Origin of the sequence: Pedococcus badiiscoriae (assembly GCF_013408925.1) — a bacterium.
Taxonomy (GTDB): Bacteria; Actinomycetota; Actinomycetes; order Actinomycetales; family Dermatophilaceae; genus Pedococcus; species Pedococcus badiiscoriae.
The window spans coordinates 1,518,616-1,538,139 of record NZ_JACCAB010000001.1; the positions used below are offsets into that span (position 1 = coordinate 1,518,616).

The window sequence follows — 19,524 nt, forward strand, 5'->3', positions numbered from 1 at the left end:
TGCCAGCCTGGCGTCCGGCGCGTCCGGACACGATCATGGCGCGAGGCCGCCGAGCAGGTCGTCGCGTCGGGACACGAGCAGCGCGCGGGTGCTGCCGAGCAGGGCGCCCGGCTGGCCGGTGGCCCGCAGGCGCGGCGCGCCGGGTGGGGTCAGGAGCTGGTCGGCTCCCGGGGCCAGCCGGTCCAGCAGTGCGCCCCCTCGGCCGGCCGCCGACGGCGGGACTCCCAGGCGTGGCCACAGGTCGCGCGCCAGCAGCTGACCCGTCGGCCCGATCAGCCCGTTGGCCTGGGCGCCGGCCCAGACCACCGCCCCCATCGCGGTGTCGTCACGCGTGCTGCGCAGGAGCATCCCGGGGTCGGCGACCAGGGCGGCGGTGAGCAGTACCCGCAGCGCTGCGGCCAGCTCCACCAGCCCGAACACCTCGACCGCCAGGCGGTCGCACTCGGCACTGATCGCGACGGCCCTGCCATGGGTCTCCGGGGGCAGGTCAGCCAGCTCGAGCGGTCGCGCGACCAGCGGCCGGTCGTCGAGGTCGAGCAGGGCTCGGCGGCCACCGACGAGAGCGTCCAACCACCGCAGCTCGCGCTCGCGCTCGTCGTCCGGCGTGGCCAGGGACAGCGACGCACGGCTTCGCCGCCGGGGCTGCCACCGACCATCGCTGGAGTCCTCGACCCAGTGGTCGGCGGGAAGGCCGTCGACGAGCACCAGATGGGTGACGCGCGGCCCGCGGTCGCGGGTCGGCGCTGCGGCCCCGTCCGTCATGGCCCCGTCTGCAATGGCATCGACCTCGTCGGCCCACCGACTGGACCAGTCGTCGACATCGGTCGTGGGACCCGCGGCGACGGCCGGCCCGGGCGTCAGCGGACGGATCGGCGAAGGAGGGTGGGAGGGCATATCCCCACGATGACAGGACCCGAGCGACCTGCCGGTAGATATCCACAGCCCCTGCGCGGCCTTGCGGGCCCAGGTCCCCGCTGGCGAGCAGCCGGCATACCCCGTGGTCGGTGTGCCGTGGAGGTCAGGCGGCGCCGTAGCGCGCCTGGGCGCGGGCCCTGGCCTTGGCTGCCTCGGTCTCCCGGTCCTTGGGCGCGGCCGTCGTCGTCAGGTGGTCGAGCAGGTGCTGGGTCGCGTGCGCGACCTCCGCGACGGCCTCGTCGAAGGCAGCCTGGTTGGCCGCGCTGGGCTTGGTGCTGCCACTGACCTTGCGGACGTACTGGAGGGCGGCGGCGCGGACCTCCTCGGAGGTGGCGGCGGGCTCGAAGTTGTGCAGCTGGCGGATGTTTCGGCACATACCGTCAGGCTACGACGAGGCGGCGGAATGTGTCGCGCGTCATGTGGATGACTCGCAGCCCGGACACGCCCGAAACTTTCCTGGGTCCACACCCGGTGGATCATGAACCTGCAGGTCAGCGGTCATTTGTGGGACGCTCCGTCGCGAAATCCACAGGGTTATCCCCCGACTGTGCACAAGCAGGCCGGGCGTTGCGCACACGTTGTCCCCACCCTGTCCACAGGGCCCGTTTGAGTCGGGGGGCGGGCGGCCATACGTTGTGCCGGGTCACGGGATCCGGTGTCGCCGAAGAGGGTTGTCGGTGAGTGGTGGTGTACTCGAACCACACCGGTGGAACTCGTGGCCGGGGCCGGGGATGTCGTGACCGGTGGGCGCTGTATCTGATGGAAGCTGTAACTGATGGACGACGGGTCGAATGACGTGGCAGGGGAGTTGCACGGGTGTCGCTTGCGGAGTTGAGCACGAGTGCGTTCGGCACGGGGGGCGACGGTCCCCCGCCGAGTGACGACCGCGTCCCCCCGCAGGACCTGCACGCCGAACAGTCCGTCCTCGGCGGCATGTTGCTGTCCAAGGATGCGATCGCCGACTGCGTCGAGGGGCTTCGCGGCACCGACTTCTACCGGCCCGCTCACGAGCTGATCTACGACGCGATCCTCGACCTCTATGGCCGGGGTGAGCCGGCCGACGCGATCACGGTGTCGGACGAGCTGTCCAAGCGCGGTGACCTGCAGCGGATCGGCGGCCAGGCCTACCTGCACACCCTGATCCAAGCCGTCCCCACGGCTGCGAACGCCGGCTACTACGCCGAGATCGTCAGCGAGCGGGCAGTGCTGCGCCGCCTCGTCGAGGCCGGCACCCGCATCGTGCAGCTTGGCTACCAGCAGGGCAACGGCGACGTCGAGGACATCGTCAACGCCGCCCAGGCCGAGGTGTATGCCGTTGCCGACAAGCGCGGGGGCGAGGACTACCACGCGCTCGGCGACATCCTCGAGGAGACGCTCAACGAGATCGAGGTCGCCGCTGGGCGTGACGCCAGCGAGATGATCGGGGTGCCGACGGGGTTCATCGAGCTCGACGAGCTGACCCATGGACTGCACCCGGGACAGATGATCGTCCTCGCCGCTCGACCGGCGGTCGGCAAGTCGACGATGGGCCTGGACGTGGCACGGTCGGCTGCCATCAAGCACAAGATGGCGACCGCCGTCTTCTCGCTCGAGATGAGCAGGTCGGAGATCACGATGCGTGTGCTCTCGGCCGAGGCCCAGATCCAGCTGCAGGACCTGCGCAAGGGCACGATCGGCGACGCCGGCTGGAAGAAGCTCGCGCGCATCATGGGTCAGATCTCGGACTCTCCCCTCTTCATCGACGACTCGCCCAACATGTCGCTGATGGAGATCCGGGCCAAGTGCCGCCGCCTCAAACAGCAGCACAACCTCAGACTCGTGGTCATCGACTACCTCCAGCTGATGAGCTCGGGCAAGAAGGTCGAGTCGCGTCAGCAGGAGGTGTCGGAGTTCTCGCGTGCGCTCAAGCTGCTCGCCAAGGAGCTCGAGGTGCCGGTGATCGCGATCAGCCAGCTGAACCGCGGGCCCGAGCAGCGCACCGACAAGCGCCCGCAGATGTCCGACCTGCGTGAGTCGGGCTCGATCGAGCAGGACGCCGACATGGTGATCCTGCTGCACCGGGACAAGGCCGACCCCGGCCGGGAGGGTGAGGCGGACGTGATCGTGGCCAAGCACCGTAACGGTCCGACCAAGGATCTCGTGCTGGCCTTCCAGGGCCACTACTCCCGCTTCGCCAACATGGCGCGCGACGGCTTCTAAGCGCCGACCTGATTCAGCCATGAGGGGCGATTCGACTGAGGGCTCGACCTGCGTGGCCGACGAGTCGTGGTCGGATGCTCCCTCAGGGTCTCGACCGTTCGAACGGACCGTCCTCATTGGCGACACTGCCGCTCAGTGGCTCCTCGCGACGGAGGCAGTTCTGGCCTGGGGCGTGAAGACCCGAAGCGGGTTCGCCGTCCTGCACAGTGCCGGGACCGACGGGCACGTGGTCGACGGCGCCGAGTACACCTTGGTCGCGGAGGTGGGGCCGCTTCGCATCCACGAACCCGTCCGGGTGGTGTCAGTCGTGGACCTGCCCGACCGGTGCGGATTCGCCTACGCCACCCGCCCTGGGCACCCCGTCACCGGGGAGGAGGCGTTCATCGTTCACCGCACCGCCGACGGGCGCGTTTGGTTCACGCTGCGATCCCTGACTCGACCTGGGATCGGACGGTGGCGTCTGGCATTCCCCGTCATCCTGTTAGCTCAACGCTGGTACCGCCGCCGCTACCTGAAAGCAATGCGTGAAATCGTCAGTACGGCGGACTGAGCATGTCCAGAATGTCTCTGTGAAGCTCCTGCCCCTGTCGTGGACCGCACCCGGTGGAGCCGCCGGGCCAACCTGTGGCTGTTCGCGTTGTCGGGCCTGTGCATCGCCTTGGCCGTCCTGGTGTTCTTCGCCGGGGACACCTACTACCTGGTGGACCGGGTGCTTCCACCGGCGTTCTGGTTCTTCACGGTCTCCACGGTGATTCAGGCGGCGTCGTCGTTCGATGAGCGCCGGGGTGCGCCTGTCTGGGGACTGCGCGCCCTCGTCGTCGTCCTGTGTCTGGCGGGCGCGCTCGGCGGTTACATGGTGCACTCGGCGAACCCCCCTGCACTGTCGAGCGCCCGGTCCCCGGACGGCCGGATCACGGCGGAGGTCCGGGACGGCGCGCCGACTGTCAACATCGCGCGGATGGTGATCGTGCACCAGAACGCAGGGCTGCTCTCGCGCAAGTGGACCGTGGGTTGCGTCCACGGGGACGGCCCCGATGCCTACGAGAGCGTCGCGTGGCTGGACGACATGACCCTTGAAGTTCGCACCCAGAACGGCCAGCGCTTACCGGTCAGTCTCGACCCGACCGGACGACCCCTCAACCGCTTGTCCGCGCTCGAGGACACGTGCCCATGACCAGACTCAACCTTTGGACGAACCGCGGTGCCTGCGGGCCTCGACCGTCATCATGCTCATGTGCTTGGCGGGGCGTGTGAAACGACTGGCCGTACTCGAAGGTCTGGTGCTGTGTGGATCGCTTCTGTTTGGCGCCGCTGACCAGTACCTGGGCAGCCTGAGTGCGCACCCGTGGGGGGCGTACGTCAGCGGCCTGTCCGCACCGTGGTTGCTCCTGCCGTTGATCGTCGGTGCCACGCAGCCCACGGCCAAGACCGCGGTGGTGATGGGGACCGCGACCACCTTCGCAGCGCTGACCGGCTACTGCCTGATGGGCCTGAGCCCATTGGAGAATGCCCACCTCAGCGTGGCATCCGTCTGGGCGTTTCTGCGTGCGGGCAACTATCGCTGGTTCGTCGCAGGGGCTATCACCGGGCCGCTGTTCGGCCGCGGTGGATGGGCTTGGCGCCGAGGTCGAGTCCGTTGGGCGATCGTCGCGGTCGCGGCCTTCTGCTTGGAGCCGCTGCTTCACGCAGTGCTGGGCAGCCCGATCCCCGTGCCGGAAGTCTGGCAAGGCGAGGTCATCTTCGGCATCCTCGCTGCGATCCACGTGATCCAACGGTCTCGAGCACGCGCAGTCCCGTCAGACGGGGCCTGAGCGCGCCGCGCCTGGCGATAGGTGACCAAACCGACCGCGATCACCATCAACGCCCCCACGGCAAGGCTGATCGAATCGAGGGGCTTGTTCGTCGCCGCGATCAAGAGCGCAAGCACCACGACAGTGACCAGTGCCGCACCGAGTGCCTTGAGAGCTGCCATACGTCGCCTCACGATCGACCGCCGGGTTGCGAGCCAAAGGTATGGGCCGATGACTGGACATGACAAGGTTTCTATCGATCAAGAAAAGTGCGCGTGGGCCCGCTATGCCGTGCCCCACGCTCAGGGGCACGGCATAGCGTGTGCCACGATGCGAAAACGGCGACCGAACGCATCTGCCTGCTGACAGGCCACGTCGCGCTCAGACCCAGATCGCTGCAGGTATGCCGTCCGAGAAGGTCTCCGGTGTCTCCGGCAGGGACCGTGCCAGACCAGTCGTGCGACGCGCGGCGGTCCACGCAGCCGCGCACGCGTCGAGGACGTCGTCCGCGGCATACCCGTCGCCCTTGAGCACGGAGGGTGACGCGATGCCGGCTGCGGCGAGGGCAGCGAGCCGGGCGGCGCGGCCCTCGTCGGTCCTTTTCGCGGCCCGGATCGGCGCCCCGGCCATGATGGCGAAGCTCAGCTCAGGGTGGGCTTCGAAGACCGCGACCGTCGGACGGCTGCGCACCCACGCGTCGACCTCGAGGACCTTGTCCCGCAGCCTGAAAGCCTGCGCACCCACGCCCTGACCTGACCTGGCGCGGTTGGCCGTGTCCGCGGCAGCCCGCGTCTCCTGCTCGTAAGCCTCCCGGGTCAGGGTGGTGAAGACCGTGGAAGCCTTGCCTTTCAACGCCTTTCGCGCCAGGACATCGGCCTGGCGAGTGCTGTCGTCGGGCAGCCCGATGGGGATGTCGATCGCCACGGCCTGGAGGTCGAGCGTCTGGCGCACCGCCTCGACGAGGGCGCCGATACTGGCGGCCACGGCGATCCGAGGGCGCGGAGCGTTGGGGTCCAGGATGGCGCCGACCCATCCGGCCGCGCAGGCGTCGACACCGAGCACGGGGACGATCACCTCCACCGGCGGGGCGGGTGACGGGGCGCCCGATGAGGTGGTCAGCGAACCGGCCACGCGCATGGCAGGGTCGTCGACGTCCACCCCCAGTGCGGCCCCGAGCCGTCGCACGGTGCTGGCGATCTCGGCCAACGCCTGCCTCTGCGTCACCTCGAGCCCGCCGTGCGCCTCGAGCCCGCCGTCCATCTCGAGCCGCGCAGCCAGGGCTGCTACCTGCTGGGTGAGCTCGACGGAGAGGTCGCGCGCGTTCGGGAGGTCTCCCACCTGTGCTCACCGCCCTTCGTCCGGCTGTCACCCTTGCGGTTCCCGGCTGATCGTAGTCAGCGGGCGACGACCAGCCCGAGCCACTCGGCGAGGTCCGCGATCTCGGCGTCGACCGCGGCGCGGACGTCCGCCGGGAGTGGTGCGTCCTCGTGGACCGCATCGACGCGGAGCACTCCCGCCGCCAGATCGGCCGTTGCGTCGAGCTTTCCGACGAAACGGTCGCCGTGCAGGATCGGCATGGCCCAGTAGCCCCATCGCCGCTTCGCGGCCGGTTTGTACATCTCGAGCTGGTAGTCGAACTCGAACAGCTCGGCCATCCGCTTGCGGTCGAAGACCAGCCGGTCCAGCGGGGACAGCAGCACGGTGCGTCCGACGAACGGTTCGGCGAGGCGGTCCAGCTGCTCCGGATCGACCCGCCAGGGCCCCCGCACCCCCTCCACGAACGCCACGGTGCCGACCTGCCCCACGTCGTTCGGCTCGCCGGGCGCCTCGGCCGCCTTCTCCCGGGCCAGTCCGAGCGCGGCCAGCCGCCGCCGGGCCCGTTCGAGAAGGGCCTCCTGTAGAGGCATCGCAGCCGTCTCCGGAAACACCCGAGTGGCGAGGTCCCACTGCCGCTCGCGGCCCTCGCGACTGACCACGGCGACCTCGCCCCGGGCCTCCATGAAGTCGAGCATCCGCTGGGTGTTCTTGTTGTTGGTCCAACCGGTCGAGCGCCACGGCACCACGCACGAGTCGGGCAGCCGGCGCGCCGACAGCGGAGCCTCCGACTCGAGCTGCTCGAGGATGTCGAGGCGACAGTCGTCGTTGGCCGAGACCCACTCGGCGACGTCCATCTGCCAGTCGCGCAGGGGTTCCGGGCCGGGCCACTGGGCCATCTCCGCGCGGTAGAGGCGGATGTCCTCGGCCGGCCTCAGAAAGCCTCGCAGCTCGACCACGGCCCGCTCCTGGAACAGCTCGTCGAGGTCGCCCACCGTGTAGCGCCGGCCAAGACGGCTCCAGCAGACGAGGTCGGCGCTGGGTGCCACCGCAGCCGTCAGGTCCACCTGCACCGACGCGAGATGCCGCACCGCGTCGAGCAGGTCAGTCGGCTGGGGCGCGTCGAGCAGCTGCGCCCGCACCGCGATGCGTCGCGCCTCCGCACGGGACAGCAGGATCTCGTCCATCAACCCCGGCCGGACTCCAGGGCCAGACGCCGCTTCAGGATCTTCGCGAGATAGTTCATCTGCGCGACGTGGGCCGAGTCGCCGTCGCTCTGGAGCACCGCCGGGCCTTGCGCGTCGGTGATGATCGCCACGGCATACCCGTCCACGATGCCCATCTGGCGGGTGACCGTGTCGCTGCGCAACCAGCCACCCTTGAACGGTCCGGCGCTGATCGTCCCCAACCCCCAGCGGTGCGCGGGAATCGGCCGCATCGACGACAAGAGGTAGGCGCTCGCCGCCCTCGAGACGACGCGCCCTGCGCTGAGGGCGGCCATGAACCGCACCTGTTCGCGGATGGTCCACTGCATGCCGCCCTGGGACGTGTCCGGGGCGACGGTGCGGCTGTCGCCGATCGACCGCAGCACCCGCGTGATCGCCGCGCCGGGGCTGCCGGGGATCGCGTCACGCAGGGCCAGCACGGCGTCCATGTCCGAGGCGGTGAGGGCGGCCGTCACCCAGCGTCTCTGCTGGGCGCTCGCCCTGGCGGGGTCGCCGCCGCACACGGTGTCGAGGAACGCAGCAACCACGAGCACCTTGGACGTCGACCACGCCTTGTAGCTCGAGACCGACCCCTCGACGGTGACGTGGCCCGGGTTGCTGAGCGGGGCGAACGCGAACGCGTCGTTGGGGTCGCCCCGCAGGCTGGTGCGCACGGCGGCTGACGGTGCGCCAGACCGCGGCGGCTTGACCGGCGCCGGCGCGGTGGTGGTGGTCCTTGCGGGGGTCGTCGGCGCGCTGCTGGCCGGGCCCGCTGCCTCCGTGGAGTTCGCCGTGGATGTCGCGGTGGACGTCGGCGTGGACGTCGACGTGGGCCTCACGGCCGACGTGGGTGGCGTCTCCCGGCGCGAGTCCGTCGTGCCGGCACACGCGACGAGCAGGAAGCACGCCATCGCCCACCAGACCGTATGCCGCATGGTGACCGAGGGTAGCCCGGCCGTCCAACAGCGCGCGTCCCCCGAGGATGCCATGATCGCGGAATGCCCTACCTCGTCAGGCAGGACCACCTCGCGCCCCCGGTCACCGCGCCGATTCCCGTCAACCCGTCCCTGCCGCGGGCCTGCGTCATCGGTGCGGGGTCCTCCGGCCTGGCCGCGGCGAAGGCGCTCTACCAGGCGCACGTCCCGTTCGACTGCTTCGAGCGCGGCAGCGTGGTGGGCGGCAACTGGGTCTACGACAACCCCAACGGGGTGTCGGCCTGCTACGAGACGCTGGAGATCAACACGTCCGGCCCGCGGATGGCCTTCTCCGACTTCCCGATGCCGCCGGACTACCCGCCGTATGCCCGCCACGACCAGGTCGCCGCCTACTTCAACGCCTACGTCGACCACTTCGGGTTCCGTGACCGGATCACCTTCCACACCACCGTCACCGACGTCTCGCCCGGACCGGGCGGCACCTGGCTGGTGAGCACGACGGGCCCCGACGGCGACCACGTCCGGGAGTACGACGCCGTCCTCGTCGCGAACGGCCACCACTGGGACCCGCGGTGGCCCGACCCGGCATACCCGGGGGTGTTCGACGGCGAGCAGATCCACGCGCACGACTATCGCTCCGGGGCGCAGCTGGCCGGCCGCGACGTCGTCGTGGTGGGGTCGGGCAACTCGGCCCTGGACATCGCCGTCGAGGCCGGCAAGGTCGCGCGCTCGGCCAACCTGTCGCAACGCCGCGGTCAGTGGGTGCTGCGCAAGTTCGCTCTCGGCCGTCCCGCCGACCAGGTCGTGCTGCCCGGCTGGCTGCCGTGGTGGGCGACGGCCGCCCGGCTGCGGGTCGGGGCGCTCCTGTCCGGCAACGTCGCCAAGCTCGGCCTCCCACAACCCCACCACGCGCCTGGTCAGTCCCATCCCGTGCAGTCCGAGGGCATCCGCGAGGCGCTGCGATCCGGCAGGGTTACGCCGCGTCCGGCCATCGAGCGGCTCGACGGCGACCACGTCGTGTTCGCCGACGGTGCCCGCGTGCCGGCCGACCTGATCGTCTGGGCCACCGGCTACCGGGTGAGCTTCCCGTTCCTCGACCCGTCGCTGGTGGCGGCCAAGGACAACGACCTGCCGCTGTGGAAGCGCACGATCCACCCCGACCTGCCAGGGCTGTACTTCATCGGGCTGGTCCAGCCCGTGGGCGCGGTCATGCCCTTGGCCCAGGCGCAGGGGGAGTGGGTCGCCCAGCTGCTCATCGGTCGCTACGCGCCGCCGCCGGACGCCGAGGTCCGCCGCCAGATGCGAGCCGACCACGAGCGCAACAAGCGACAGTTCTACTCCTCGGTGCGACACACCATGGAGGTCGACTTCGACCACTACCTGTGGGACCTGCGCCGCGAGCTGCGCCGAGGGTTCGACCGGGCCAGGGCCCAGGTTCGTGCGGGCCGGGCCCACCGGCCATGATCGAGCCCATGGCATCGAAGGCGACGAAGCACCCCGACATGTGGGTCGACCCCGAAGACGACCCCCGCGAGGCCGCCGGCACCTCGGCGAAGGACGAACGCAGCGTCCTGCTGGACTACCTGCGACATTTTCGGATGACCTTCGAGATGAAGTGCGACGGCCTCGACGCCGAGCAGCTGGCGCGGCGCTCGGTGGAGCCGTCGACCATGTCGCTGCTGGGGCTGCTGCGTCACCTCGCGGCCGTGGAGCAGACCTGGTTCCGGATCACGATGGTCAACGAGGACGTGCCGCGGCTGTGGGGCAAGGACCAGCACCGCGACGCCGACTTCGACGGCGCGGTGGCTGACGAGGCCGGCGTCGCCGAGGCCTGGGAGTCGTGGCGTCGAGAGGTCGCGTACGCCGAGGAGTTCGTCGAGCGCACGGAGTCCCTCGAGGCGGTCAGCACCCACGCGACCCGCGGGCCGATCACGTTGCGGGAGCTGCTCGTCCACATGATCGAGGAGTACGCGCGGCACTGCGGTCACGCCGACCTCATCCGCGAGCGCATCGACGGCCGAACCGGACAGTGACGGTTTTCCGCGCCCCGGCCCCATAGCCTGTGCAGCGTGAGCGACCAGGCCGCACGTCCCGAACCCGTCAGCGTCCATGACGCGGTGCAGGAGTATGCCGTGCGGCAGCCCGGCCTGCGCGTGCACGCAGACCAGTTCGTGGCGCTGGTCACCTCACTGCTCGACGACGCGGGCATGAACTACGTCAGCGTCACGGGTCGGGCCAAGTCGGTCGCATCCTTCGCGGCGAAGGCAGGCCGCACCATCGACGGCGAGCAGGTCTACACCGACCCGCTCACCGAGATCACCGACCAGATCGGCGTCCGGGTGGTCACCTACCTGCACGGCGACGTGGACGCCGTGGCGGGCCTGCTGTCCGACCAGTTCAGCGTCCTCGACGACCGTGACATGGGCCGTGAGACGGCCCGTCAGGGCCGGTTTGGCTACTCGAGCCGTCACCTGCTCGTGGCGGTCGACCCCGTCAAGGGCGTGCCCGCGGCATACGAACCGTTGAAGGGGCGCAGCGCCTCGGTGCAGGTGCGCACGATCCTCCAGCACGCGTGGGCCGAGTTCGAGCACGACGTGCGTTACAAGGGGACGATCCCCGAGGAGCACGTGCCCGACCTCGACCGCCGGTTCACCCTCGCGGCGGGTCTGCTCGAGCTGGCCGACCGGGAGTTCTCCGAGATCCGCGACACCCTGCAGGCGACCATGGGCGGCCAGCGGCTGACCGTGGACGAGGACGACCCGCGGATCAGCGCCTCGGACCTCGCGACCTTCCTCGCCGGTCAGTTCCAGGACGCCGGCTGGTCGCGCACCGACCACTACGCCTGGATCTCGGGCCTGCTGCTCGAGCTCGGCATCACCTCACTCGACGAGCTCTCCGGCCTGCTGTCCTCGATCGACCTCGAGGGGATCAACGCACGGATGGGCTACCGGTATCCGGCGGGCGCGGTGCGACGCCTCGACGACGCCCTGCTCGCGGTCTACGGCGGCCGTTACCTCGCACTGCACGGCAACGCCCATCGCGAGGCGGCCCTGCGCACCCGCCTCGAGAAGATCCGAGCCGTCTGAGCCGGCTGAGCCGCCCACCTGACGGTGTCACCGTGCAGGGCTAGTCTGCGAAAGGTCCCCATCCTTCCCGGCAGGAGTGCGTCATGGCCTCGATCCTCAACCCCTACATCCAGTTCCAGGACAATGCCCGCCAGGCTCTCGAGTTCTACCAGGAGACCTTCGGCGGCGAGCTCACCGTGAGCACCCTCGGAGAGTTCGGCGACCCCAGCCAGCCGGGTGCCGACGGCGTCATGCACGGCAACCTCAAGACCCCCTCCGGCTTCACGATCATGGCCGCCGACACCCCGCCCGGCATGGACTACGACCCGGGCAGCAACATCGCGATCAGCCTCTCCGGAGACGACGGCGACGAGCTCCGCGGCTACTGGGACAAGCTGTCCGGTGACGGCACGGTGCGGGTCCCGTTGGAGAAGCAGATGTGGGGCGACGAGTTCGGCATGTGCACCGACCAGTTCGGCATCGGCTGGATGGTCAACATCGCCGGGACGCCCGCCTAGCTCACCGGGCGCCCATCGGTCGAGCCGGGCGGTCAGGGGCGCAGCCAGGCGGTGGCGTCGCTGGGCAGACGCCCGTCCTCGAGCGGGATGCTGGACAACAGCACCCGGTCCTCGGGGACCTCGACCGGCTCGTCCGACAGGTTGACCACGCATCGAAGGACATCGCCGCGGTCGAAGTCGAGGACCTGCGGTGAGGACGCGCGCCACGCGAGCCCGGCGGCATCGAGGCCGTCGGTGTCGCGGCGCAGCCGAAGGGCCTCGCGATAGAGGGTCAGCATCGAGGCGGGGTCGCCGTCCTGGGCCTCGACGGTGAGCGCGCTCCATGACGCTGGTTGTGGCAGCCAGGGCGCGACACCATCAGGGGAGAAGCCGAACGGCGGCTCCTGGCCGCTCCACGGCAGCGGGACGCGACATCCGTCGCGCCCGCGCATCTGCCCGCCGCTGCGCAGGAACATCGGGTCCTGCAGCACCTCGTCGGGAAGGTCGTCGACGTTCGGCAGACCGAGCTCCTCGCCCTGGTAGACGTAGGCCCCGCCAGGCAGCGCGAGCATGAGCATCGCGGCGGCCCGCGCCCGGCGGGTCCCGAGCACCAGGTCGGAGACCTCTCCCTCCCCGTCGCTGATGAAGTACGAGCTGGTGGTCGGCCGACCGTACCGCGTCACAGGGCGGGTCTCGTCGTGGCTGGTCAGCACCCAGGTCGAGGGAACGCCGAGGGGTGCGAACGACGACAGGGTCGCGTCGATGACCTGCCGGAGGGCTGCGGCCTCCCAGGGCCCCTTGAGGTAGGGGAAGTTGAAGGCCGTGTGCATCTCGTCGGGTCTCAGGTAGTGCGCGAGGCGCTCGGGCGAGCTGACGACGGCTTCGGCCACGAACGCGCGGTCGCCGTCGTAGGTGTCCGCGATGGCCCTCCAGCGACGGAAGATGTCGTGCACGGTGTCGACGTCCCAGTGCGGGTTGTCGTCCCAGTCGACCGTCCGGAACTGCAGCACCCCGCCGTAGTCGGCGTCGGGCAGCCCCGCCTTCTTCGACATCGCCGGCGCCGCGTCGATGCGTAGCCCGTCGACACCGCGGTCGAACCAGAACCGCAGCACGTCGTCGAAGTCGTCCAGCACCTGCTGGTTGCTCCAGTCGAGATCAGGCTGCTCGGGGGCGAACAGGTGCAGGTACCACTGCCCGGGTGAACCGTTCGGCTCGACGATCCGCGTCCAGGCCGGACCCCCGAACGCGCTGATCCAGTTGTTGGGTGGCTCGTCGCCGCTCTCTCCGCGGCCGTCCCTGAAGAAGTAGCGCGCGCGCTCGGCTGACCCTGGCTCGGAGGCGAGGGCGCTGAGGAACCACGGGTGCTGGTCCGAGGTGTGGTTCGGGACGAGGTCGATGATGACCCGCAGGCCCAGCGCGCGCGCCTCACTCAACACCGCGTCCGCGTCCCCCAAGGTCCCGAACATCGGGTGGATGTCGCGGAAGTCGCTGACGTCATACCCACCGTCAGCCATCGGCGACGGGAACCACGGCGAGATCCAGAGGCCGTCGACGCCGAGCTCGGCGAGGTACGGCAGCTTGGCGCGCAGGCCCTGCAGGTCGCCCTCGCCGTCGCCGTTCCCGTCAGCGAAGCTGCGCGGGTAGACCTGGTACATCACAGCAGACCGCCACCACGGGGACGGCTCTCGGTCGACGGCCACACGCCGAACCTAGTGGCTCCCCGCGGCTTCCGACAGGGCTGGACCGGGCAGGCAGAACCCCGGTCGGACTGGGCGGACCCGGGCCGGGCCCGGCCGGCCGTCAGTGCATGAGCACCGCGGCCGACTCGGTCCCGTCCTGGTCGTCGAGCAGGTGGGCTCCCTCCCGCTTGCGGGGCAGGAAGAACGCCGGGATCAGCGTCAGGCTCACGAGGATCGCTGCCCACCAGTACGTGTGGGCGAAGGCGGCAGCAGCTGCCACCGGTGCCTGCGCCGGGCTGGACGGCGGGTTGTCCTTGAGGGCGTTGGTCAGGACCACGGAGAACAGCGCGACACCGACCGAGCTCGCGATCTGTTGGGTGATGTTGAGCAGCGTCGACCCTCGGGCGACCTCGTGATGGGTCAGGGTCTTCAGCGCGGTCGTGAAGATCGGCATCATCGTGCCGCCCATGCCCAGCCCCATCACGAACAGCACCGGGATCAGGAATCCCCAGTGTGAGGAGTCGGCCTGGATCTGGGTTAGCGCGAACATCCCGCCGATGATGAGCACCAGGCCGAAGGGAACGATCCGCCCGACCGGAAACTTGTCCACCAGGGTGCCCGCGATCGGCATGGTCAGCATGGCGCCGACACCCTGGGGCGCGACCAGCCAGCCGGCGCTCAGGGGCGTCTCGCCCTGCACCTGCTGGAGGAACTGGGGCACGAGCAGCAGTCCGCCGAAGAACGACGCCGCGAAGATGAACATCGTGATCGTCGAGACGGTGAGGTTGCGGTTCTTGAACAGCCGCAGGTCCAGCAGCGGGTGCTTGGGCCGGAAGCTGTAGAGCACGAACGTGACCATGAGCGCCAGGCCGATGAAGCCGGGCAGCAGCACCTTGGCGTGACCGATGCCGCCCTCACCCGGGATCGACGAGACGCCGTAGAGGAACAGCGCGAGGCCGGGGCTCATCATGAGCATGCCGACGAAGTCGAACGACTCGGACGGCTGCGGGTCGTCCTTCGCCAGCGCGAACTGGGCGTAGATCAGCGCGACGATCCCGATCGGCGCGTTGATGAGGAAGATGTAGTGCCAGCTGAAGTGGTCGATCAGCCAGCCGCCGAGGATGGGGCCGAAGATCGGGCCGAGCAGCATCGGCACCCCGAGGATCGCCATCAGCCGGCCCATCCGGGCCGGACCGGCGGCGCGGGTCATGATCGTCATGCCGAGCGGCATCAGCATGCCGCCGCCGAGGCCCTGCAGGACGCGGAACCCGATCAGCATGCCGATCGAGGTCGCCGAGGCGCACAGGAGCGAGCCGAGCGTGAACAGCAGGATGGCCAGCATGTAGAGGCGCTTGGTGCCGAACCGGTCGGCCGCCCAGCCGGACAGCGGGATCACGGTCGCGAGGGCGAGCGTGTAGCCGGTCACGGTCCAGGCGACGGTGGAGTAGGCGAGCGGCGCGCCGCCGAACGCGGTCTGGAAGGTGCGCAGCGCGACGTTGACGACGGTGATGTCGAGGATCGACATGATGGCCCCGAGGACCACGACGCCAGCGACCTTGAGCACGGCGGCGTCGATCTTCTCGGGGTAGACCACGGGTGTCGTGGCAGGTGCAGTCACTGGGAGTCCTCTCGGAAAAGGTGTGAGCCGTCGCGCTTCCCCGCAACGCTGCGTGACGCAGGAAAAAGCCTAGCCCCGGCTACCGACAGCCCACACGTGCTTTTCGGGGTGGACCGACTCCGCCGCCCGAACTCATCGGGCGCCATGCCGTAGCGTCGCCACCGTGGTCCCGCCGTCGCCGTCGCTGCTCACCGCCCCGCGGTCGGATGCGGAGGTCCCGGCCTACTGGCAGGCGCTCGGCGTCCCGGGTCTGGCCGACATCCACGTGCACTTCCTGCCCGAGCCGATGCTCGCCAAGGTCTGGGCGTACTTCGACCACGCCGAGCGCAACTACGGGCAGCCCTGGCCGATCCACTACCGCGACGACGAGGCGACGCGGCTCGCGACGCTGCGGGCACTCGGGGTCCGAGCCATCCCGGCGCTCGTCTATCCCCACAAGCCCGGGATGGCGGCCTGGCTCAACGACTGGTGCACCGACTTCGCGGCCCGCGTGGACGGAGCTGTCCACTGCGCGACGCTCTTCCCCGAGCCCGGCGTGGGCGACCAGGTCGAGGGGTCGCTGGAGCTGGGTGCGCGGCTGTTCAAGATGCACGTCCAGGTCGGTGGCTACAGCCCCGACGACCCACTGCTCGAGCCCGCCTGGAAGGCCCTCGAACGCACTGGGGCCCCGGTCGTCCTGCATGCCGGCTCCGCACCTCTGGAGGGCGAGCACACCGGACCGGGGGCCGTCGCCGCGGTCCTCGACCGCCATCCCGAGCTCACCTTCGTCATCGCCCACCTCGGCATGGGCGAGTACGAAGCGTTCGCGGACCTCGCCGAGACCTTCCCCCGGGTGCACCTCGACACGACGATGGCCGGCACCGACTTCAGCAACAGGTTCGCGCCGTTGACCCCGGCCTACGTCGAGCGGCTTGCCTCCCTCGGCGACCGGGTCGTGCTGGGCACCGACTTCCCCAACATCCCCTATCCCTACGCCCACCAGATCGAGGCGCTGCACCGCCTCGGACTGGGTGACGAGTGGATGCGGAAGGTGTTGTGGCACAACGGCGCCCGCCTTCTCGGGTTGGAGGACGCCGGTGCCTGAACCCGAAGTGGTGACCGATCGCCTCGCCACCGCCATGCAGAGCCTGTATGCCGCCGCGCCGGACGAGTTCATGGCCGCGAGGTCCGCGCTGGTCGCCGCCGCGAAGGCAGCGGGAGACACCCCTGCCGCGACGGAGATCGGCAAGCTCCGCAAACCCGGTCTCGCGGCCTGGGCCGTCAACCTGGCGGCCCGAGTCGCCCCGGACGTGGTGGCTTCGCTGACCGACCTCGGCTCCCGGATGCGGGCTGCCCAGTCGCGGATGGATGCGGGCGCGCTGACGGCCGTGCGCGGCGAGCGCGACGCCGCGGTGGACGCCTTCGTCCGGGCCGCGTCGGACGCCGCCGGTCAGTCGGGGCGCACCCTCAGCACGGCAGCCCTCCAGGACGTCCGGGCGACGGCGATCGCCGCCCTGGCCGACGAGCGCGCTGCCGCGGCCGTGACGTCCGGCCAGCTCACGCGGGCGTTGTCCTACAGCGGATTCGGTGAGGTCGACCTTGCCGAGGCCGTGGCGCGCACGGCTGGTGGAGCGATCCTGACCATCCTCCCGGGCGGCCGCGGACGACGTGCGGGCGGCGGCGATGCCGGGCGCGCATCGGGCCCTGAGGAGGGGACGGAGGAAGGGGCGCAGGAGGGGGCTGACGACCTCGCCCCGGATCGGGGTGCCGGGGAAGACGATGAGGCCGAGGAAGTGCCTTCCGCCGAGCAGCTGGAGGAGGCGCTGGCCCTCGCCGAACGCCGTCTCGCGGACGCCCAGGCGGCGGTCGAGACGGCACGCGAGCGGGCGCAGGACACGCGGGAGCGGCTGGCCGTCGTCGAGCGTCAGCTGGCCAAGGCCAGGGAGGCCGACGAACGGGCGCTGGAGGCGGTCACCGACGCGGTCCGGGCGCGCAAGCAGGCCGAGGCCACCCGGCATACCGCTCGGCAGGCCCTGGACGAGGCGTCCGGCCGCGACTGACGGGCGCGACTGTCAGTCGACTGACGGGCGCGCCTGAGGGTCGGCACCCTGCCCAGGTGTGCTGGTCAGGGCGCTGGCTCACCACCCGTGCGTGCCGGGGCCGCCCTTGAAGGGGCCGACGACCCGGTCGGTGATCCAGCCGCCGTAGAAGCCGCCGGCCTGGGGGCGGACGACCTCGCCGTCCACGACGCACCGGTCGACCAGTGCAGGCATCACGGCCACGGCGTCCGTGATCACCGCGAAGCCCGGGGTTGGCCGTGGGTAGTACCACCCGGCGCGGGTGGCCACGACGGCACCGGCGACGAGGTCGACGTACGACGCCTGACCCTTCCACTCGCACCACGACGACCCTTCGACGGGGCGCAGCGCACCCTCCGCAAAGGCCTCGCGCGGCAGGTAGTACGTGGGCGGGTGGCTCGTCTCGAGCACGCGCCATGACGACGTGGTCCGTGCGATCGGTCGGCCCCCGAGCCACACCTCGACAACCTCAGTGCTGGGCTCGACCCGAGGCGGCCTGGGGTAGTCCCAGACCGACTCCTGACCGGGCGCGGTCGGGTCGGGGACAGGTCTGGCCATGTCGTCAGGGTAGGTCCGCGGTCCGGGGAGCGGTGACCTGCCCACCCCGGTACGTTGGGCCGGACGGAGGAGGCAGATGGCACAGCAGCAGACAGGCATCAACCCCGAGGTCCGCCCGAGCGGCGACGGATGCGTGGAATGCCTTGCCGCCCAAGGGTGGTGGGTGCATCTGCGACGCTGCGCCCAGTGTGGCCACATCGGCTGCTGCGACTCCTCGCCGAGCCAGCACGCGTCCCACCACTACGAGGACACCGGCCATCCGGTGATCCGGTCGTTCGAGCCGCGGGAGGACTGGTTCTGGGACTTCGAGGAGAGCAGGGGCTTCCTGGGTCCCGAGCTCGCCGCGCCCCTGCACCACCCCCTCGACCAGCCGACCCCCGGGCCTGCCGGTGCGGTGCCCGACGACTGGCAGGAGCACGTCCACTAGCCGGTCGGGACCAGTCACCTCAGGCACGTCCCTCAGGGAGGTCCCTCGGGGTCGACCCTGAGGTGACTAGTCACGACCAGGGGTAGGTCTAGGTAGGTTGCCGGATGCGGGGGCCCGCAGCTTCGCGAGACCGTTCCAGGTATGGCCCTCCACCCCGACCTACTCCCGCCGACGGCAGGGACCGCATCGCTGCGGTCGCTGACCGCGCGGGGCCAGGTCGCCCGCCGCGCGCCGGGGGGCAGTCGCGGCGGGAGGAGGGCCGCCAAGCTGCTCGTCTCCGGAGCCCTGGCGACCGGCATCCTCGCGCTCGCGCTGCCCAAGGTCGCCGGTGCCCAGTGGGCCGACATCGCCACCGCTCTCAAGGGTCTGTCCACGGGACAGCTCGGCGCCCTGGCGCTGCTGTGGATGGCCGGGCTGTGGGTGCACACGCCGGCCCTCACCGCAGCCATGCCCGGGCTGTCTCACCGCCGGGCGCTCCTGCTCAACCTCACCGGCTCGTTCGTCTCCAACCTGCTGCCCCTGGGGGGAGCGGCCGGCACCGTGGCCAACTGGCGGATGGCGCGGTCGTGGGGTTTCGAGTCACCCGCCTTCGCGCGCTGGGCCCTGCTGACCAACCTGTTCGACTCCCTGCTCAAGCTCGTGCTGCCCGGCCTGGCGCTGTGCTGGCTCGGCGTGGCCGGCGTCGAGGTCTCCGGCAACGTGAGCACCGCGGCCTACGTCGGTCTGGCCCTGCTCACCGGCACGCTGCTCGCCGTGTGGCTGGTCGCGCGGGACGACTGCGCAGTGCGGTGGGTGGGGCACCTCGCCGACGTGGTGGTCGCGCGGGTGCGCTTCCTGCCCGCCGCCGACGAGGGGTATGCCGAGCGGGCGGTGTCGTTCCGTCGCGAGAGCGCCGGGCTGGTGGCGGCCGGCTGGGGCCGGATGATCGGTGGCAAGCTCGCGTACTCCGCCCTGCAGGCCGTCCTCTTCTGGGAGTGCCTACGGGTCGTCGGAGCCGACGTGCATCCCGCCGTGGTCGCGGCCGCCTTCGCCGTGGAACGCATCCTCAGCATGGTGGCGATCACGCCGGGTGCCAGCGGCATCGTCGAGCTCGGCATGACCGGGGTCCTCGTGGCCTTTCATGGGGAGCCGGCCCTCGCAGCTGCCGGAGTGCTCCTCTACCGGGCCTTCATCTTCGGGATGGAGATCCCCGTGGGCGGACTCTCGATGCTGGCCTGGTCACTGCGCCGGCGCCCGGCCGCCCCCTGACCCAGAGCCGTCCAGAG

The 19,524-nt window shown here is 70.5% G+C and carries 20 protein-coding genes; 12 read left to right on the plus strand and 8 right to left on the minus strand.

Annotated features, from left to right (window positions below; all coding sequences use genetic code 11):
- Nucleotides 1–33: 33 nt before the first annotated feature.
- Both BJ986_RS07260 and BJ986_RS07265 read right to left on the minus strand, forming a co-directional pair.
- Nucleotides 34–894, minus strand: coding sequence for a hypothetical protein (locus tag BJ986_RS07260; RefSeq protein WP_179421368.1), 861 nt, complete (start codon nt 892–894; stop codon nt 34–36).
- 124 nt (nt 895–1,018) lie between these two features.
- On the minus strand, nt 1,019–1,291 hold the full coding sequence (locus BJ986_RS07265) for a DUF2277 domain-containing protein (protein ID WP_179421369.1): 273 nt from the start codon (nt 1,289–1,291) through the stop codon (nt 1,019–1,021).
- Nucleotides 1,292–1,746: 455 nt separating this feature from the next.
- Between BJ986_RS07265 and dnaB the strand changes: the two genes are divergently transcribed.
- The 4 genes from dnaB to BJ986_RS07285 are packed head-to-tail and all read left to right on the plus strand — an operon-like array spanning nt 1,747 to nt 4,925.
- Complete coding sequence (gene dnaB, locus BJ986_RS07270; RefSeq protein WP_202881199.1) at nt 1,747–3,114, plus strand: replicative DNA helicase; 1,368 nt, start codon at nt 1,747–1,749, stop codon at nt 3,112–3,114.
- A gap of 52 nt (nt 3,115–3,166) precedes the next feature.
- On the plus strand, nt 3,167–3,664 hold the full coding sequence (locus BJ986_RS07275) for a DUF1990 family protein (RefSeq protein ID WP_202881200.1): 498 nt from the start codon (nt 3,167–3,169) through the stop codon (nt 3,662–3,664).
- A gap of 39 nt (nt 3,665–3,703) precedes the next feature.
- Nucleotides 3,704–4,288 (plus strand): hypothetical protein, encoded by a 585-nt coding sequence (locus tag BJ986_RS07280; RefSeq protein WP_179421372.1) that lies wholly within the window; start codon nt 3,704–3,706, stop codon nt 4,286–4,288.
- Nucleotides 4,289–4,301: 13 nt separating this feature from the next.
- On the plus strand, nt 4,302–4,925 hold the full coding sequence (locus BJ986_RS07285; RefSeq protein WP_179421373.1) for a DUF6518 family protein: 624 nt from the start codon (nt 4,302–4,304) through the stop codon (nt 4,923–4,925).
- A gap of 360 nt (nt 4,926–5,285) precedes the next feature.
- Here BJ986_RS07285 and BJ986_RS07290 read toward each other — a convergent pair whose 3' ends face one another.
- Genes BJ986_RS07290 through BJ986_RS07300 form a run of 3 tightly spaced genes read right to left on the minus strand, consistent with a single transcriptional unit; the run spans nt 5,286 to nt 8,358 of the window.
- The gene (locus BJ986_RS07290; RefSeq protein ID WP_179421374.1) at nt 5,286–6,242 is read right to left on the minus strand and encodes a DUF429 domain-containing protein; all 957 of its coding nucleotides are present in this window, start codon (nt 6,240–6,242) and stop codon (nt 5,286–5,288) included.
- Nucleotides 6,243–6,298: 56 nt separating this feature from the next.
- The gene (locus BJ986_RS07295) at nt 6,299–7,405 is read right to left on the minus strand and encodes a DNA glycosylase AlkZ-like family protein (protein ID WP_179421375.1); all 1,107 of its coding nucleotides are present in this window, start codon (nt 7,403–7,405) and stop codon (nt 6,299–6,301) included.
- Complete coding sequence (locus tag BJ986_RS07300) at nt 7,405–8,358, minus strand: serine hydrolase (protein ID WP_179421376.1); 954 nt, start codon at nt 8,356–8,358, stop codon at nt 7,405–7,407. The genes BJ986_RS07295 and BJ986_RS07300 overlap by 1 nt, the downstream gene beginning before the upstream one ends.
- Before the next feature lie 63 nt (nt 8,359–8,421).
- Between BJ986_RS07300 and BJ986_RS07305 the strand changes: the two genes are divergently transcribed.
- From BJ986_RS07305 to BJ986_RS07320, 4 genes are all read left to right on the plus strand, one after another.
- Nucleotides 8,422–9,822, plus strand: a complete 1,401-nt coding sequence (locus BJ986_RS07305; protein ID WP_179421377.1) for a flavin-containing monooxygenase — start codon at nt 8,422–8,424, stop codon at nt 9,820–9,822.
- Between the two features lie 8 nt (nt 9,823–9,830).
- Complete coding sequence (locus BJ986_RS07310; RefSeq protein ID WP_179421378.1) at nt 9,831–10,391, plus strand: DinB family protein; 561 nt, start codon at nt 9,831–9,833, stop codon at nt 10,389–10,391.
- A 36-nt stretch (nt 10,392–10,427) separates the two neighbouring features.
- Nucleotides 10,428–11,444 carry a GTP pyrophosphokinase gene (locus tag BJ986_RS07315; RefSeq protein WP_337794973.1) on the plus strand — a complete coding sequence of 339 codons (1,017 nt, stop codon included), beginning with the start codon at nt 10,428–10,430 and terminating at the stop codon, nt 11,442–11,444.
- 83 nt (nt 11,445–11,527) lie between these two features.
- On the plus strand, nt 11,528–11,941 hold the full coding sequence (locus tag BJ986_RS07320) for a VOC family protein (protein ID WP_179421379.1): 414 nt from the start codon (nt 11,528–11,530) through the stop codon (nt 11,939–11,941).
- 32 nt (nt 11,942–11,973) lie between these two features.
- Here the strand turns inward: BJ986_RS07320 and BJ986_RS07325 are convergent, their stop codons facing one another.
- Entirely contained in the window at nt 11,974–13,620 is a 1,647-nt protein-coding gene (locus BJ986_RS07325) for a glycoside hydrolase family 13 protein (RefSeq protein ID WP_337794975.1), read from the minus strand.
- 100 nt (nt 13,621–13,720) lie between these two features.
- Nucleotides 13,721–15,217: a DHA2 family efflux MFS transporter permease subunit gene (locus BJ986_RS07330; protein WP_179421380.1), complete on the minus strand. Its 1,497-nt coding sequence runs from the start codon at nt 15,215–15,217 to the stop codon at nt 13,721–13,723.
- Nucleotides 15,218–15,380: 163 nt separating this feature from the next.
- Between BJ986_RS07330 and BJ986_RS07335 the strand changes: the two genes are divergently transcribed.
- Both BJ986_RS07335 and BJ986_RS07340 read left to right on the plus strand, forming a co-directional pair.
- Nucleotides 15,381–16,301, plus strand: a complete 921-nt coding sequence (locus BJ986_RS07335; protein WP_337794977.1) for an amidohydrolase family protein — start codon at nt 15,381–15,383, stop codon at nt 16,299–16,301.
- Entirely contained in the window at nt 16,294–17,256 is a 963-nt protein-coding gene (locus tag BJ986_RS07340) for a hypothetical protein (RefSeq protein WP_179421381.1), read from the plus strand. The genes BJ986_RS07335 and BJ986_RS07340 overlap by 8 nt, the downstream gene beginning before the upstream one ends.
- A gap of 78 nt (nt 17,257–17,334) precedes the next feature.
- On the opposite strand, the gene BJ986_RS07345 is transcribed toward BJ986_RS07340, so the two are convergent.
- Nucleotides 17,335–17,832 carry a DUF427 domain-containing protein gene (locus BJ986_RS07345; RefSeq protein WP_179421382.1) on the minus strand — a complete coding sequence of 166 codons (498 nt, stop codon included), beginning with the start codon at nt 17,830–17,832 and terminating at the stop codon, nt 17,335–17,337.
- A gap of 76 nt (nt 17,833–17,908) precedes the next feature.
- Here BJ986_RS07345 and BJ986_RS07350 point away from each other — a divergent pair, with 76 nt between their 5' ends.
- On the plus strand, nt 17,909–18,259 hold the full coding sequence (locus BJ986_RS07350) for a UBP-type zinc finger domain-containing protein (RefSeq protein ID WP_179421383.1): 351 nt from the start codon (nt 17,909–17,911) through the stop codon (nt 18,257–18,259).
- Between the two features lie 141 nt (nt 18,260–18,400).
- Nucleotides 18,401–19,507 (plus strand): lysylphosphatidylglycerol synthase transmembrane domain-containing protein, encoded by a 1,107-nt coding sequence (locus BJ986_RS07355; RefSeq protein ID WP_179421384.1) that lies wholly within the window; start codon nt 18,401–18,403, stop codon nt 19,505–19,507.
- The last annotated feature ends 17 nt before the right edge of the window (nt 19,508–19,524 follow it).

Coding starts and splice junctions, on each gene's coding strand:
- BJ986_RS07355 (WP_179421384.1), top strand. CDS start 18,401: ATGGCCCTCCACCCCGACCTACTCCCGCCGACGGCAGGGACCGCATCG.
- BJ986_RS07320 (WP_179421379.1), top strand. CDS start 11,528: ATGGCCTCGATCCTCAACCCCTACATCCAGTTCCAGGACAATGCCCGC.
- BJ986_RS07260 (WP_179421368.1), bottom strand. CDS start 894: ATGCCCTCCCACCCTCCTTCGCCGATCCGTCCGCTGACGCCCGGGCCG.
- BJ986_RS07300 (WP_179421376.1), bottom strand. CDS start 8,358: ATGCGGCATACGGTCTGGTGGGCGATGGCGTGCTTCCTGCTCGTCGCG.
- BJ986_RS07345 (WP_179421382.1), bottom strand. CDS start 17,832: ATGGCCAGACCTGTCCCCGACCCGACCGCGCCCGGTCAGGAGTCGGTC.
- BJ986_RS07350 (WP_179421383.1), top strand. CDS start 17,909: ATGGCACAGCAGCAGACAGGCATCAACCCCGAGGTCCGCCCGAGCGGC.
- BJ986_RS07295 (WP_179421375.1), bottom strand. CDS start 7,405: ATGGACGAGATCCTGCTGTCCCGTGCGGAGGCGCGACGCATCGCGGTG.
- BJ986_RS07265 (WP_179421369.1), bottom strand. CDS start 1,291: ATGTGCCGAAACATCCGCCAGCTGCACAACTTCGAGCCCGCCGCCACC.
- BJ986_RS07310 (WP_179421378.1), top strand. CDS start 9,831: ATGGCATCGAAGGCGACGAAGCACCCCGACATGTGGGTCGACCCCGAA.
- BJ986_RS07305 (WP_179421377.1), top strand. CDS start 8,422: ATGCCCTACCTCGTCAGGCAGGACCACCTCGCGCCCCCGGTCACCGCG.